Raw genomic sequence first — 13,803 nt, 5'->3', positions numbered from 1 at the left:
GGCCTGCACGGCATCGAGGTCGTCCTGACCTGATTGTCAGTGCCGTGGTTCACCATGAACACATGACCGAGACCGAGCAGTTGCTGGAGCGGGTAGCCGCCGCCGCGCACAACCCCGAGCAGGGGGACGGCAGCTCGCTCCCCGCACGGGCGGACCGCGCCGCCGTGGCCCGCGTCGAGACGGCGCTCGGCTTCGCCCTGCCACCGCTGCTGGCCGGTCTCTACACGCGGATAGCCGATGGCGGCTTCGGCCCGGAGTACGGGTTGCTGCCGGCGCACTCCGCCGTCGAGCGGCACCTCGCCAACCGCGCGTCGGGCCGGACGGATCCGGACCGGCCCGTGCGGCTTCCTGGGCAATGCACCTAGCGCCGCCGCCGTACCGCGTGCACCACCACTCCCACGGCCAGTACGGCCGCACCCGCGGCCACCGACAGCGCCGGCAGCGCGAAAGCCAGCACCAGACAGCCAACCAGCCCGCAGCCCGCCGTGACCCGGACCGTCATCGCTCGAGACTTCGCCACTCGAACGGGCGTATCCCGATCCGAATCGGAACTCAGCGTCCACGCCGAGACGTTGGCAATTGCGTAGTACACCAGCACCCCGAACGACGAGAAGCCGATCGCCCCACGCACATCCACTGTCGCGGCCACCACCGCGACGACCGCCCCCACAGCCAGCTCCGCGCGGTGCGGCACCTGGAATCGAGGGTGCACGGCGGCCAGTGCACCCGGCAGATGGCCGTCCCGGGCCATCGCCAGCGTCGTCCTGGAGACCCCGAGGATCAGCGCGAGCAATGACCCGAGCGCCGCCACCGCGGCGCCCACCTGCACCACAGGCGCCAGCCACTGCGCGTCCGCCGCTCGAACGGCATCGGCGAGCGGAGCCGTCGCCCTGCCCAACTCCCCGGCTCCCAGCACAGAGAGGACCGAGACCGCGACACACGCATAGACCACCAGCGCGATGCCCAGCGCCAGCGGGACGGCGCGCGGGATCGTACGTGCCGGATCCCGCACCTCCTCGCCCAGCGTGGCGATCCGCGCGTACCCCGCGAACGCGAAGAACAGCAGCCCCGCCGCCTGGAGCACCCCGTCCACCGTGGCGTCCGCGCCGACATCCAACCGCCCGAAGTCCGCCGAGCCCGACCCGAGGGAGACCACCACGACCGCAGCGAGGACCGCCAGCACCGCCGCCACGATCGCCCGTGTAAGCCACGCTGACTTCTGAACGCCCCCGTAGTTCACGGCAGTCAGCGCCACCACTGCGGCGACCGCCACCGCGTGCGCCTGCTCCGGCCACGCGTACGCCCCGACCGTCAGCGCCATCGCCGCGCACGACGCGGTCTTGCCCACGACGAACGCCCAGCCCGCCAGATACCCCCAGAACTCGCCGAGCCGCTCCCGCCCGTACACATAGGTCCCGCCGGACGCCGGATAGCGGGCGGCGAGCCGCGCCGACGACATGGCGTTGCAGTACGCGACCACCGCGGCCAGCGCCAGTCCCAGCAGCAGCCCCGATCCGGCTGCCCTGGCCGCCGGGCCCAGTGCCACGAAGATGCCCGCCCCGACCATCGACCCGAGCCCGATCACAACGGCGTCGAAGAGTCCCAGGGACCGCCGGAGTTCCTGTGTCATGCGCCGCACCCTACTGATCTCCGCAACCGGGCCCCGTCCCACCGTCGTCCTTAAGTTCAACACCGTACGAAAGGCAGGTTCACGGCATGGGCATCATCAGCTGGATCATTCTCGGGCTGCTCGCCGGGGCCATAGCCAAAATTCTGCTCCCGGGCCGCGACCCGGGCGGCCTGATCGGCACGACGCTCATAGGCGTCGCAGGCGCGTTCATCGGCGGCTGGATATCGGCACGCTACCTGGACCGGCCGATCACCAACGAGTTCTACGACGGGGCCACCTGGGCAGCGGCCATCGGAGGCTCGCTCGTGCTGCTGATCATCTATCGGATCCTGTTCGGCCACTCGCGCTCGCGCTAGCCGCCCAGTCTGCGGGACTGCTCAGCCCGGCAGCCCGGTCTCGCGCAGGGTGATGTTCAGCCGCCCGCTGCTCATCCCCGTCGCCGGGTCGGCCGTGCCGGGGTACACCTTCGGCACCCCGTGGTAGGCGAAGCGCGAGGGCCCTCCGAAGGCGAACAGGTCCCCGGACGCCAGCTCCACATCGGTGTATGGCCGCCCCCGTGTCTCGGTGTTCCCGAACCGGAAGACACAGGTGTCGCCGATGCTCAGCGACACCACCGGCGCACCGGACCGCTCCTCCTTGTCCTGGTGCATCCCCATCCGCGCCGCGCCGTCGTAGAAGTTGATCAGCGCGGTGTCGGGCCTGTAGCCCCGATCGGCCCCGACCCCGCCCCCGACCCCAGCCCCAGCCCCAGACCCGGCCCCGCCCCCGGCAGACCCAGCCCCGGCCGCTGTCACCTCTGCCCCATCCGTGCCGACGCCCACCTCGTACGCCGCGGCCAGCGCCGCACGCCCCAACTCCACCAGCCAGTCGGGGAATTCGGCGACCCGAGCGTCGTTCACATCGTCCGCGGTGCGGCTGTACCGGTACGGCTGCCAGTGCCAGCCCACGCACACCGTCTGTACCGACATCACGCCACCGCCCGGCAGCACGGTGTGGCGGATCGGCACAGGACCCCGCGCCCAGCCGCGGCAGACTTCGACCAGTTCCCGCTGTCGCTCGACCGGCAGCCACCCGGGTACATGCACCGCTCCCGGGGCGACCACCGCCCGCTCCCTCGGGAACAGTGCCTCGCCGCTCACGACGCCAGCGCGCCCTCGAGCCCGAGGAGCCGCGCCTTGCGCTCCAGGCCGCCCGCGTAACCCCGAAGGGCGCCGTCCGACCCGATCACCCGGTGGCAGGGCCGGACGACGAGCAGCGGATTGCGCCCGATCGCGGTGCCCACGGCCCGCACTCCCACGGCGGAGGTGCCGACCCGCTCGGCGATCTCTCCGTACGTCGCCGTCGCCCCGTACGGAATCTCCTCCAGCGCCCGCCACACCCGCCGCTGGAACTCGGTCCCACCGCCGGCGTACTCGATCTCGAAGTGCGTCAGCCGGCCATCGAAGTACGAGGTCAGCTGACTCCCGATCTCCTCGAAGGCCGCCGGGGTGCGCCGCCAGCCGTCCCGGACGACGGCCGCGCCCTTCTGGTCCGGCAGCGACAGCGACGCGAGCGCGGTGCCGCCCCTCGCGGTGGTGGACTCCTCGCCGACCAGCAGCACTTCGCCCAGCGGGCTGTCGATGATCGTGTAGACCGTCATGGCTTGTTCCTCTCCTCGCTGCGTGTCCTGCGCCGGTTCCGCGCCGTGCTCCAGTGCGGTACTTCCTGCGCCGTACGCCTACGAGTCTGCGACCTCCACTCCGCCGAAGCTGGCGGATATCGGACGTCGTGTCGACGGCCCGCCGACACGGGGCGGGGGCGGGGCGGCCGAGGCGGTCCCACCCCCGGTCCGCCCGGAGCGCCCGCCCGAATCAGCGGTAGTTCACGAACTGCAGCGCGAAGTCGAAGTCCTGCCCCTTCAACAGCGCCTGCACGGCCTGCAGGTCGTCCCGGCTCTTCGAGCTGACCCGCAGCTCCTCGCCCTGGACCTGCGCCTTGACGCCCTTCGGGCCCTCGTCGCGGATGATCTTCGCGACCTTCTTCGCGTTCTCCTGGGAGATGCCCTCCTCGATCGAGGCGAAGATCTTGTACTCCTTGCCGGACAGCTGCGGCTCGCCCGCGTCCAGCGCCTTCAGCGAGATCCCGCGCTTGACCAGCTTGGACTGGAAGACGTCGAGGATGGCGGCGACCCGCTCCTCGGAGTTCGCCTGCATAAGAATCTTCTCGCCGGACCAGGCGATCGAAGCCCCGACGTTCTTGAAGTCGTAGCGCTGAGAGATCTCCTTCGCGGCCTGGTTGAGGGCGTTGTCGACCTCCTGCCGCTCGACCTTCGAGACGATGTCGAAACTGGAGTCGGCCATGTCCTGTGGCTCCTTGTATCGGGTGCGTGGAGACGCGGCCGGAAGTCTCCCGGCCGCTGCCGCAAGCCTAGCCACCCGCACCCGCCCCGAGGCTGATCAATCCGGTGGCGGAGCACCCCTGGGCATCGGGTATCGTTTACGTCGTTGCCACGGAGCACCGCCCCACAGCGGACACTCTCGCGGCGACATCCCATGGCGGTGTGCCCGAGTGGCCAATGGGAACGGACTGTAAATCCGTCGGCTCTGCCTACCCAGGTTCGAATCCTGGCGCCGCCACGCGATGCGAGACCCCTGTTAACCTGCGGAAACGCAGGGCGACGGGGGTCTTCTCGTTGCTGCGGAGCGATCTTTCAAGTGGAATCGAAACTGGGTGGCTTGCTCAGTCTGTTTCGCCTGGATCTGGGCTCTGACCAGCACGTGCGGGTCATACGCGGGCCAACGCAGGCGTCCGGTAACGGGGCGCTGTGTCGTCCCAGGGGTGGATCGACGCCGTCCTTGCTCGATCCTGGCGCGGCAGCCTGTCGCCCGGCTTCTGCGGTGGCCTGGGAGGAATTGAGAGCAGCTGTCTGAGCGGCGGCACGGGATGGCGCCATGTCCTGTTCAGCTGACGGCCGCGCCGATCATCGATGCCGGGGCGGCTGGTGGCTCCAGACCTCGGGCGACGTCTCTACCGGCCGCCCTGGGCTTCTGCCTCTGCGTCTGCGACGGCGATCGCGATGCCGAGTGCCTTGGCAATGTTGCCGGCTGCCGTCATGACGCGGGCTGTGCCCACGATGGGGGCGATGGCGACCAGGACATCCTGCAGCTGGTCGGCGGTCAGGCCGGCCTGGAGGGCGGGGTCGATGTGGGCGACGTAGGAGATCGGCGGAGCGTCCGAGGCGGCGAGGGCCGCGATGCGGGTGAGCATGAACATGTCCGGGGCCAGCCCGCACCGCTCAATCGAGTCGACCGTCATCGCGGCGAGGGTGTCCAGTACCGGGGTTTCAGATGCTGTGGCCATGGTGGGTCGTCTCCTGTTGGTGTCGTGACGGGGAATCAGCGGGCGGTAGCAGGGCTCCGCATCTCGGTGCAGTGTCTACGGATCGACCGTAAGTCCGTTTCCCGCGGATTGCCTGTCCAGGGGGCGTCCGAGGGGGAGGCAGGTGGGTGGCGGCGAGCATGCTCGCGAGCGCAACGCCCGTCGGCCAGCGGCAGGCACCCGGCCGATGGGTACCCCGGCCAGGACTGTCCGGCCGGCAAACGATCCCGGAGAAGACCGAGGCCTCGGCCGCGGCCGACCTGATGGGGAAACGGCTGATCCGCCACCCGCGCCCGACCGGACTGCGACATGGTTTACCCCGGAAGGCCACGTCCCGATGGCGGGGGCGTCGACTCCAGCGTCCACCTGGGTGACGGCGACCGCATCGCCGCCCGCGGTTGCGTCCTCCCAAGCCTTGCCGGCTGGTGCGAGCTCCGCGAGCCGCTCCCGGGCCCCCCGACCGTGGACGCACACCGGCGGGTCACCAGCGCCCCCACGAGAGCGGGATGCAAAGCTCTCCCGGGCAGGTCGGACGGCACCCGGACCGGTCGTCGGTCGTTCTGGTTCTTCACCCGGCCATGAGGATGTCCGATCCAGGGCGTGGCATCAGACTTGACGCTATCTACTGTTTCTGCCGGATCGGAGACAGCCCATGAAGGACCTCAAGTTTGAGCAGAAGCGCTCGCTGTCACGCCTTGAGGCGGCTGATCAGCTCACGGCGCTCGCGGCCGCGCTGAGGCAGGGCGGGGATGCCGAACTGGAACTCGGCCCCGGGAAGCTGAGCCTGCGGATCCCCGACGACCTTCGTAGCGAGATGGAGGTCGAGGTCGGTAACGGGGAGATCGAGCTGGAGATCGAGTTCAAGTGGCCGACCACACCCACCCGGACGGCGCCATCGCAGGCGGGGGCAGGCACAGAAGGGGCCCCGAGGAGGCGGAAGAGCGCGCCCGCCAAGCCCGGGCGGAGCAACAGCGCGCCCGCCAAGCCCGGGCGGAGCAACAGCGGCACCAACAGGAGCAAGAACGCGAAGCGGTCCGCCCCCAAAACGCCCTGAGCCGCGCCAAGGCCCTCGGGCCGGCCACCGCCGCGCGCCACGGCAGGCCGGCAGGTCCTCGACCTCAGTCCGCCAGCCGGAAGGCCAGCTCGACCTCCCACTTGGACATGTCCGGCTCCACCCGCGGGTCGGTCAGATACGACTCCAGTCGGCACGCCCAGCGCTCAACGCCGTCGACCACCGTCATGTCCCACTCCAGCCCCTCCCGCTCGGCCCACTCCCGAACAGCCGTGACCACCCCGAACAGCTGGTCGGGATGGCCGGCATGGGTGACCGTCACATAGCGACCCGCGGGCAGCACGGCCATCCCGATGTCCCCCTCGGGCTCCGGCATGGACACGACGGGCATGCCGGCCTCGACCTCCGACTCCCCGTCCATGTCGATGCTGTTGAAGCGGAAGAAGGGCGCGCCGGCGAACTCCGCCCCGCGGCCGGTCAGCCAGCCGATGAGCTCCGGCAACCGGTCCGCGATCGTGGCGAAGGCGTCCATCCGGACGGACCCGCGGACGAAGGCGTACAACTGCTCCCCGCGTTCCACGACCGCGGGCTGAATCTCAGGCATGTGTTCCCTCATGACATCAAGGACCGTACGGAGAGCGGAAACTCATCGGGTCAGTTTCCTGCGACGTCCTTCACCGCGACGGTCACCGGCACCGATCCGCTGATCAGCTCCAGCGTCAGTCCGGCCGTGGCCGACATCTCCACCAACTCGGCGAGCACCGCCGCCACATCGTCGCGTGGCACCATCCCACGCCCCGTCGAAGCCTTCAGTTGTACGAGACCTGTTCCCGCGTCGTTCGTCAGCGCGCCCGGCCGCAGAATCGTCCAGTCGAGGCCCGGCCTCGACCGTACGTGGTCGTCCGCAGCCCCCTTCGCCCGCAGATAGGCGTCGAACTCCCCGTCACCGGGGTGGTGTGCGTCGGCGCCCATCGACGACACCACGATGTACCGCCGTACGCCTGCCCGTTCCGCCGCGTCCGCGAAGAGCACTGCGGCGCCGCGGTCGACTGTCTCCTTGCGGGCGACGCCGCTGCCAGGGCCCGCGCCCGCCGCGAAGACCGCCGCGCCGGCGCCCTGCAGCACCGCGGTGACCTCCTCGACCGAGGCCGACTCGAGGTCGAGCACGACCGGTTCGGCTCCGGCTTCGCGCAGGCCGGCGGCCTGTTCAGGTTTGCGGATGATGCCTACGACCTCGTGTCCGCCCGCCGAGAGCAGCCGCTCGAGACGGAGTGCGATCTGGCCGTGTCCTCCAGCGATGACAATGCGCATGACTACGACGGTACGTCCGAAGCACGGACCCCGCTCAGGGACTGACGCGTTCCCCGGCCAGGGCGTGGCTCAAAGCTGACGGCCCGGGCTCAAAGCTCAAGGCGGGGGCGCACAGCTCACGGGCCCGGGCTCAAGGCCCCGGATCCGCGCGCCCCTGCCGCGGCAGTTCCAGCGCCACCGCGACCGCCGAGTCGCAGTACTCGCGTACCGCGCTCGTACGCGCCACCACCCGCCCGCGATGGATCACGATCCGGCTGTACGCCAGAGACAGCACCCCCGAGATCCGCTCGCCACGCACCGCCAGCAACTCCGCCGGGAAACCGGCCTCCACCCGCACCTCGGGCAGTCCCATCGCCTCCCGCGCCGCCCCGGCCACCGACCCGTACGCGTCCTTCGCCCGCATCCCGCCCTGCGAGGCCAGCAGATACGCGGCTTCCAGCGGATCGCCGCGCCCCACCGGATTCGACACGTCCCGCAGCGCCCCGCTGCCCGCCGCGACCCGTACCCCGGCCGCGCGCAGCAGTCGCACCGGCGCGTTGCCCCGGAGTTCCACCGCCCCGCAGCCGCCCTGCGGCACGCAGACCACCGTCACGCCGGCCGCCGCGAGCTGGTCCGCGGCCCTTGCGGCCAGCTCGCGGGGCAAGCGGGCGAGCCCCGCGCACGGCCCGATCACAACCCCGGACCGCAGCCCACCCGCCATCGCCGCCAGCCGTGCGAGCCGCGCCGGGTCGTCACCGTGTGTGTGCAGATCGACCGGGCAGCCGTGCTCGGCCGCGACCTCCAGCACCGCTTCCGCGTACCCGGTCGGATCCGGGTCGGCGTCCGGGCATCCGCCCACTACCCCAGCGCCCATCTTCACCGCGTCCCGCAGCATCGCCAGACCGTCCGCCCCCGCGACGCCCGTCAGCAGCCGGGGCACCGCCACCGCCGACAGATCGGCGAGCCCGCGCAGTGAGCGCCGTGCCTGCAGGACCGCCTCCAGCGGGCCGAGCCCCTGCACATCCCCGATCCGTACGTGCGAGCGCACCGCCGTCGCCCCGTGCCCGAGCTGCAGCAGCGCGGCCTCGGTGGTACGCCGCTGGACGTCCTCAGTGTCGTACGAGACGGGCCCGGGGGAGTCGGCGGTGAGAGCGGTGTCGCCGTGGGCGTGCGGCTCGGCGGGGGCGGGGAGCAGCAGATAGCCGCTGAGATCCACTCGGGTGGAGCGCGGGGTGAGGCTGCCCGCAGTGCCGACAGCCTCGATGCGGCCGCCACTGAGCCGTACGTCGACGGTGCGGCCGTCCGTCAGCCGGGCGCCGCAGAGCAGCAGCGCAGTGGTGTCCGCGGTGTTGCCGTCGGGTGGCTGCGGCTGGCTGTCGGGCATCGCGCTCCTGGGTGGGGCGGTGGGGCTCGGGCGGCGTGACGCAGGGCAAGATCACGCGGCGTGGGTCGAGCCTAGGGGCGCGTGCAGCGCGCTTCGAGGAGGAGCGCAATAGTCGTACCGGTGTGGCCACGAGTGGCGTACGGGACGGGCGGGGTGGAGGCCCCGAGGGGAGCGTGAAACGGATTTGGGCGATCGGCGACGGACCGTGTAATGTCTTCATCGCTCGCCCCAATAGCTCAGTCGGTAGAGCGTCTCCATGGTAAGGAGAAGGTCTACGGTTCGATTCCGTATTGGGGCTCTGATGTCGGAGATCCTCACCTCCGGGTGAGGGGATCCGGTATCGCAGCGGTGTAGCTCAGTCGGTAGAGCAAGCGGCTCATAATCGCTGTGTCACCGGTTCAAGTCCGGTCACCGCTACACACAGTAGCCGATTGTGGGGTCGGTCCTCCGGTCGGCTACTCTCTTATGCGTTCACCCGTCCATCCGTCCGTCCAAGGAGCACTCACGTGGCTGCCACCGACGTCCGCCCGAAGATCACGCTGGCCTGCGTGGAGTGCAAGGAGCGGAACTACATCACCAAGAAGAACCGGCGCAACAACCCGGACCGTCTTGAGATGAAGAAGCATTGCCCGCGCTGCAACTCGCACACGGCGCACCGCGAAACGCGCTGAATCAGGCTCGTATACGAGGCCGTCCCCACTGGGGGCGGCCTCGTGTCGTTTGTAGTGGTCAATCCATCAGCTTGTGGTCAATCCATCAGGAGGGAGCCAGTCCATGGCGCTCGACCAGTCCTTCGTCGGGCGGACCTATCCGCCCACCCCGCCCTATGAGGTCGGCCGGGAGAAGATCCGTGAGTTCGCCGAGGCGGTCGGTGACGCCAATCCCGCGTACACCGACCCGGAAGCCGCCGAGGCGCTCGGCCACTCCGATGTGATCGCTCCGCCGACTTTCGCCTTTGCGATCACTTTCAAGGCGGCGGAACAGGTCATTCAGGATCCGCAGTTGGGGCTGGACTACGACCGCGTGGTGCACCGCGACCAGAAGTTCGCGTACGCGCGGCCGGTGCGGGCGGGGGACCGGCTGACGGTCACCTCCACCATCGAGACCATCAAGTCCCTTGCGGGCAACGACGTCGTGGAAATCCGGGGCGAGGTGCACGACGAGGCCGGCGAGCATGTCGTGACCGCGTGGACCAAGCTGGTGGCGCGCGCCGCCGAGGAGGCGTGATGACGGCGAAGATCTCCTACGCGGACGTCGAGGTCGGCACCGAGCTGTCGGCTCAGAGCTTCCCCGTCACCCGGGCCGCGCTGGTGCAGTACGCGGGCGCCTCGGGCGATTTCAACCCGATCCACTGGAACGAGAAGTTCGCCACGGAGGTCGGACTTCCGGACGTGATCGCGCACGGCATGTTCACCATGGCCGAGGCGGTCCGCGTGGTGACCGACTGGGTCGGCGACCCGGGCGCGGTGGTTGAGTACGGCGTGCGCTTCACCAAGCCCGTCGTCGTGCCGAACGACGAGAAGGGCGCGCTGATCGAGGTCAGCGGCAAGGTCGCGGTGAAGCTGGACGACAACCTGGTGCGGGTCGACCTGACGGCGATGTGCGCCGGGGAGAAGGTTCTCAGTATGTCCCGCGCCGTCGTGCGGCTCGCCTGAGCGGTACCGGGACAAGGTAGAGGTATGGGACAAGGTAAGGGGCACCCCTCTCTGCGGGGTGCCCCTTACTCGTTCCCGACCCGGGGCCGCCACCCGTTGACTTCATTAGTGATTGGACACTAACTTTGTTCCATGGCCAGGATGAGTGCAGAGGAGCGGCGTGAGAGCGTCATCCGCGCCGCGATCAGTGAATTCGCGCGCGGCGGGTACAACGGCACCTCGACCGAGGTGATCGCCAAGCGGGTCGGCGTATCGCAGCCGTACCTCTTCCGTCTCTTCAAGAACAAGCGGGAGCTGTTCCTGGCCGCGGCGCTCCGCTGTCTGGAGGAGACCCCCAAAGCATTTGCCGACGCCATCGAGCAGCGTCCCGACAGTTCGCCGATGGAGGCGATGGCCGCCGCGTACATGCGGCTCATCGACGACAGCGACAAGCTGCTGATGCAGATGCAGACGTATGTTGCGGTGGCCTCCGCCGATGCGGCCGGGGATCACGAGTTCGGTGAACGGATCAGGGCGGGCTGGGCCGAGGTCTGGGACCAGGCGCAGGTCGCGTTCGCCGGGGACTCGAAGCAGGCGACCGACTTTCTCGGCTGCGGCATGCTGATCAACGTTCTGGTGGCGCTGGGCTTCCCGGAGGAACACCGGGTGTGGTCCGGGCTCGACATGTCCGACATCAGGGTCACGTCGGACGCCAAGGTTCCGTCAGGCGTTCAGGCTGGTTCGGGCGCCGACGTTCCGCGCTAGTCGCGGCACCCGCCCCTTTTCCGGGGTGAGTTCTGCCCGTACAAGTTAGTCATCAATAACTAACCCTCTGGGGGATCAATGAACCAGCAAGCAGGGCGCCGCTCCAGCGCAGCCTGGGCCCTCGTCATCACCAGCGTCGCCGGCTTCATGGCGGCCCTCGACAATCTCGTCGTCACCACCGCCCTCCCCTCCATCCGCAAGGACCTCGGCGGCGCGCTGGAGGACCTCGAGTGGACGGTGAGCGCGTACACCCTCACCTTCGCCGTCCTGCTGATGCTCGGGGCCGCCCTCGGCGACCGTTTCGGCCGCCGCAGGCTGTTCATAGCGGGCCTGGTGATCTTCACCGGAGCATCCGCAGGAGCCGCCCTCGCTCCCGGTATTGACGCCCTCATCGCAGCCCGCGCCGTCCAGGGCGTCGGCGCCGCGGTCATGATGCCGCTCACTCTGACCCTGCTCACCGCGGCTGTCCCCGTAGCCCGCCGCGGTGCGGCCCTCGGCATCTTCAGCGCCGTCACCGGCCTCGCCGTCGCCAGTGGACCCCTCATCGGCGGCAGCCTCACCGAGCACATCTCCTGGCAGTGGATCTTCTGGCTGAACGTTCCGATCGGCCTTGTCCTGCTGCCCCTGGCCCGGCTGCGCCTGGACGAGTCGTACGCCCCCAACGCCCGGCTCGACATCCCCGGCACCCTGCTCGTCAGTGGTGGCCTCTTCGGCATCGTCTACGCCCTGGTCAACGGCCAGGCCGACGGCTGGACCAGCACCCCGATCCTGGCCGGCCTGACCGTGGGAACGGCGCTCGTCCTCGCCTTCGTCCGCCATGGGATCACCAGCAAGAACCCCATGCTCCCCATGCGGCTCTTCCGTGACCGCGCCTTCTTCGGGATCAATGTCGCGAGCCTGCTGATGTTCCTCGGGATGTTCGGCTCGATCTTCCTGCTCAGTCAGTTCCTGCAGGGCGTCGCAGGCTATTCGCCCACCGAGGCCGGGCTGCGGATGCTCCCCTGGACCGGCATGCCGCTGATCGTCGCGCCGATCGCCGGCTACCTCTCCGACAAGATCGGCGGGCGCCCGGTCGTCGCCACCGGCCTCGCCCTCCAGGCGATCGGCCTTGGGCTCTTCGCCATCGTCCTGGAGCCGGGTGTCTCGTACGCGGCCCAGCTGCCCGGCCTGATCCTCAGTGGCATCGGTATGGCGCTGTACTTCGCCCCCGCGGCCAGTGTGGTCATGTCCAGCGTCCGCTCCGCCGAGCAGGGGATCGCCTCCGGCGCCAACAACGCCCTGCGCGAGGTCGGCGGAGCCCTCGGCATCGCGGTCCTGGGCGCGGTCTTCGCCGTCCAGGGCGGCTACGAGACCCCCGAAGCCTTCACCGACGGCACCGTCCCGGCGCTCTGGATCGGCGCGGCGGCAGTGGCCCTCGCGGCGCTGGTCGCGCTGCTGATCCCGGGCCGCCGCCGCACGGACCCGGCGGGGACGGAGAAGGCGGCAGCGACCGCCGGGGAGCGCGCCCCCGTCGCCGTGTGACAGCCGCCGCACGGCAGCTGGGTCGCCGCTGTGTCGCAGCCGTCTCGCCGCCGTACGACAGGGTGTGTACGCATACGGTCCGTGGCCCCGCCCGAGCGGCGGGACCACGGACCGTACTCTTGTCCCCGTGCAGGAACTCCACGACGCCCCCCTCGCCCCCCTGACCACCTTCCGGCTCGGCGGCCCCGCGACCCGCCTCGTCACGGCGACCACCGACGACGAGGTGATCGCCGCCGTACGCGAGGCGGACGCCGCAGGCACCCCGCTGCTGATCATCGGCGGCGGCAGCAATCTGGTCATCGGCGACAAGGGTTTCGACGGCACCGCGCTCCGCATCGCCACCCGCGGCTTCGAACTGTCCGGCACCAAACTCGAGTTGGCGGCCGGCGAGGTCTGGACGGACGCCGTCGCGCGCACCGTCGAGGCGGGCCTCGCGGGCATCGAGTGCCTGGTCGGCATCCCCGGCTCGGCCGGCGCGACCCCGATCCAGAACGTCGGCGCGTACGGCCAGGAAGTCTCCAGCACCATCACCGAGGTCGTCGCCTACGACCGCCGCACCGGCGAGACGGTCACCGTCCCGAACGCCGAGTGTGCCTTTTCGTACCGCCACAGCCGCTTCAAGCAGCACCCGGAGCGCTATGTCGTCCTGCGCGTGCGCTTCGATCTCGAGGACGCGAACGGCCTCTCCGCACCCCTCAAGTACGCCGAGACGGCCCGCGCCCTCGGCGTCGAGGCGGGCGACCGCGTCCCGGCCGCCGCGGTGCGCGAGACCGTACTGAAGCTGCGCGCCGGCAAGGGCATGGTGCTGGACCCCGAGGACCACGACACCTGGTCCGCCGGGTCCTTCTTCACCAACCCGATCCTGACGTCCGGGGAGTACGAGTCCTTCCTCACCCGGGTCCGTGACCGGCTCGGCGAGGACGTCGCGCCGCCTGCCTTCCCGGCGGGGGACGGCCGCACCAAGACGTCGGCGGCCTGGCTGATCGACAAGGCGGGCTTCACCAAGGGGTACGGAACGGGCCCCGCCCGTATCTCCACCAAGCACACCCTCGCCCTGACCAACCGTGGCGAAGCAACCACCGAGGACCTGCTGGCCCTGGCGCGCGAGGTCGTGGCAGGCGTGCGCGAGGCGTTCGGCATCACGCTGTTCAACGAGCCTGTGACGGTCGGCGTCAGCCTCTGAAACCCTGATGGAACCTGCCGGGCTCCC

17 protein-coding genes and 3 tRNA genes are annotated in these 13,803 nt (G+C 70.1%); 12 read left to right on the top strand and 8 right to left on the bottom strand.

The annotated features are described in order from the left end of the window. The first annotated feature begins 62 nt into the window (after positions 1-62). Positions 63-365 carry a hypothetical protein gene (locus ACFYWY_RS07675; protein WP_389181217.1) on the top strand — a complete coding sequence of 101 codons (303 nt, stop codon included), beginning with the start codon at positions 63-65 and terminating at the stop codon, positions 363-365. On the opposite strand, the gene ACFYWY_RS07670 is transcribed toward ACFYWY_RS07675, so the two are convergent. Beyond that, positions 362-1,630 (bottom strand): APC family permease, encoded by a 1,269-nt coding sequence (locus ACFYWY_RS07670; RefSeq protein ID WP_389181214.1) that lies wholly within the window; start codon positions 1,628-1,630, stop codon positions 362-364. The two genes, ACFYWY_RS07675 and ACFYWY_RS07670, sit on opposite strands and share 4 nt — an antisense overlap. A gap of 86 nt (positions 1,631-1,716) precedes the next feature. Here ACFYWY_RS07670 and ACFYWY_RS07665 point away from each other — a divergent pair, with 86 nt between their 5' ends. Then, positions 1,717-1,986 (top strand): GlsB/YeaQ/YmgE family stress response membrane protein, encoded by a 270-nt coding sequence (locus tag ACFYWY_RS07665; protein WP_307661712.1) that lies wholly within the window; start codon positions 1,717-1,719, stop codon positions 1,984-1,986. 21 nt (positions 1,987-2,007) lie between these two features. Here the strand turns inward: ACFYWY_RS07665 and ACFYWY_RS07660 are convergent, their stop codons facing one another. The 3 genes from ACFYWY_RS07660 to ACFYWY_RS07650 all read right to left on the bottom strand — a co-directional run bounded on the left by ACFYWY_RS07660 (position 2,008) and on the right by ACFYWY_RS07650 (position 3,969). Then, complete coding sequence (locus ACFYWY_RS07660; RefSeq protein WP_389181210.1) at positions 2,008-2,769, bottom strand: alpha-ketoglutarate-dependent dioxygenase AlkB family protein; 762 nt, start codon at positions 2,767-2,769, stop codon at positions 2,008-2,010. Continuing rightward, positions 2,766-3,269, bottom strand: coding sequence for a methylated-DNA--[protein]-cysteine S-methyltransferase (locus ACFYWY_RS07655; protein WP_389181207.1), 504 nt, complete (start codon positions 3,267-3,269; stop codon positions 2,766-2,768). Before ACFYWY_RS07655 ends, ACFYWY_RS07660 begins: the two co-directional genes overlap by 4 nt. Positions 3,270-3,480: 211 nt before the next feature. Further along, positions 3,481-3,969 (bottom strand): YajQ family cyclic di-GMP-binding protein, encoded by a 489-nt coding sequence (locus tag ACFYWY_RS07650; protein WP_307661710.1) that lies wholly within the window; start codon positions 3,967-3,969, stop codon positions 3,481-3,483. A gap of 194 nt (positions 3,970-4,163) precedes the next feature. On the opposite strand from ACFYWY_RS07650, the gene ACFYWY_RS07645 reads away from it, so the two are divergent. Then, positions 4,164-4,245, top strand: a tRNA-Tyr gene (locus ACFYWY_RS07645). A gap of 391 nt (positions 4,246-4,636) precedes the next feature. Here ACFYWY_RS07645 and ACFYWY_RS07640 read toward each other — a convergent pair. Beyond that, positions 4,637-4,969, bottom strand: coding sequence for a carboxymuconolactone decarboxylase family protein (locus tag ACFYWY_RS07640; RefSeq protein ID WP_389181203.1), 333 nt, complete (start codon positions 4,967-4,969; stop codon positions 4,637-4,639). A gap of 670 nt (positions 4,970-5,639) precedes the next feature. On the opposite strand from ACFYWY_RS07640, the gene ACFYWY_RS07635 reads away from it, so the two are divergent. Further along, positions 5,640-6,041 (top strand): amphi-Trp domain-containing protein, encoded by a 402-nt coding sequence (locus ACFYWY_RS07635; protein WP_389181200.1) that lies wholly within the window; start codon positions 5,640-5,642, stop codon positions 6,039-6,041. 64 nt (positions 6,042-6,105) lie between these two features. On the opposite strand, the gene ACFYWY_RS07630 is transcribed toward ACFYWY_RS07635, so the two are convergent. The 3 genes from ACFYWY_RS07630 to ACFYWY_RS07620 form a co-directional block, all read right to left on the bottom strand. Then, positions 6,106-6,603 carry a GyrI-like domain-containing protein gene (locus ACFYWY_RS07630; protein ID WP_389181197.1) on the bottom strand — a complete coding sequence of 166 codons (498 nt, stop codon included), beginning with the start codon at positions 6,601-6,603 and terminating at the stop codon, positions 6,106-6,108. Positions 6,604-6,653: 50 nt separating this feature from the next. Beyond that, positions 6,654-7,310: an SDR family oxidoreductase gene (locus ACFYWY_RS07625; protein ID WP_389181194.1), complete on the bottom strand. Its 657-nt coding sequence runs from the start codon at positions 7,308-7,310 to the stop codon at positions 6,654-6,656. A gap of 130 nt (positions 7,311-7,440) precedes the next feature. Further along, the gene (locus tag ACFYWY_RS07620; protein ID WP_389181191.1) at positions 7,441-8,673 is read right to left on the bottom strand and encodes an amidohydrolase family protein; all 1,233 of its coding nucleotides are present in this window, start codon (positions 8,671-8,673) and stop codon (positions 7,441-7,443) included. Positions 8,674-8,898: 225 nt separating this feature from the next. Here ACFYWY_RS07620 and ACFYWY_RS07615 point away from each other — a divergent pair. The 8 genes from ACFYWY_RS07615 to ACFYWY_RS07580 all read left to right on the top strand — a co-directional run bounded on the left by ACFYWY_RS07615 (position 8,899) and on the right by ACFYWY_RS07580 (position 13,776). Further along, positions 8,899-8,971 (top strand) — tRNA-Thr (locus ACFYWY_RS07615). A 46-nt stretch (positions 8,972-9,017) separates the two neighbouring features. Further along, positions 9,018-9,090: transfer RNA gene (locus ACFYWY_RS07610), tRNA-Met, on the top strand. 89 nt (positions 9,091-9,179) lie between these two features. Continuing rightward, entirely contained in the window at positions 9,180-9,344 is a 165-nt protein-coding gene (gene rpmG, locus ACFYWY_RS07605; protein ID WP_003956487.1) for a 50S ribosomal protein L33, read from the top strand. Positions 9,345-9,447: 103 nt separating this feature from the next. Then, a complete protein-coding gene (locus tag ACFYWY_RS07600; RefSeq protein WP_389181188.1) occupies positions 9,448-9,900 on the top strand; it encodes a MaoC family dehydratase N-terminal domain-containing protein in 453 nt (150 codons plus the stop codon). Beyond that, positions 9,900-10,328 (top strand): MaoC family dehydratase, encoded by a 429-nt coding sequence (locus tag ACFYWY_RS07595; protein WP_389181185.1) that lies wholly within the window; start codon positions 9,900-9,902, stop codon positions 10,326-10,328. Before ACFYWY_RS07600 ends, ACFYWY_RS07595 begins: the two co-directional genes overlap by 1 nt. A gap of 132 nt (positions 10,329-10,460) precedes the next feature. Next, positions 10,461-11,072 (top strand): TetR/AcrR family transcriptional regulator, encoded by a 612-nt coding sequence (locus tag ACFYWY_RS07590; protein ID WP_389181182.1) that lies wholly within the window; start codon positions 10,461-10,463, stop codon positions 11,070-11,072. A 78-nt stretch (positions 11,073-11,150) separates the two neighbouring features. Further along, complete coding sequence (locus ACFYWY_RS07585) at positions 11,151-12,593, top strand: DHA2 family efflux MFS transporter permease subunit (protein WP_389181179.1); 1,443 nt, start codon at positions 11,151-11,153, stop codon at positions 12,591-12,593. Positions 12,594-12,720: 127 nt separating this feature from the next. Further along, positions 12,721-13,776, top strand: a complete 1,056-nt coding sequence (locus tag ACFYWY_RS07580) for a UDP-N-acetylmuramate dehydrogenase (protein ID WP_389181176.1) — start codon at positions 12,721-12,723, stop codon at positions 13,774-13,776. Positions 13,777-13,803: the final 27 nt, after the last annotated feature.

Source organism: Streptomyces sp. NPDC002870, from assembly GCF_042888505.1.
In the GTDB taxonomy this organism is placed as follows: Bacteria; Actinomycetota; Actinomycetes; order Streptomycetales; family Streptomycetaceae; genus Streptomyces.
Note: the sequence above shows the minus strand (reverse complement) of the source record. Positions and strands in the feature narration are given on the sequence as shown.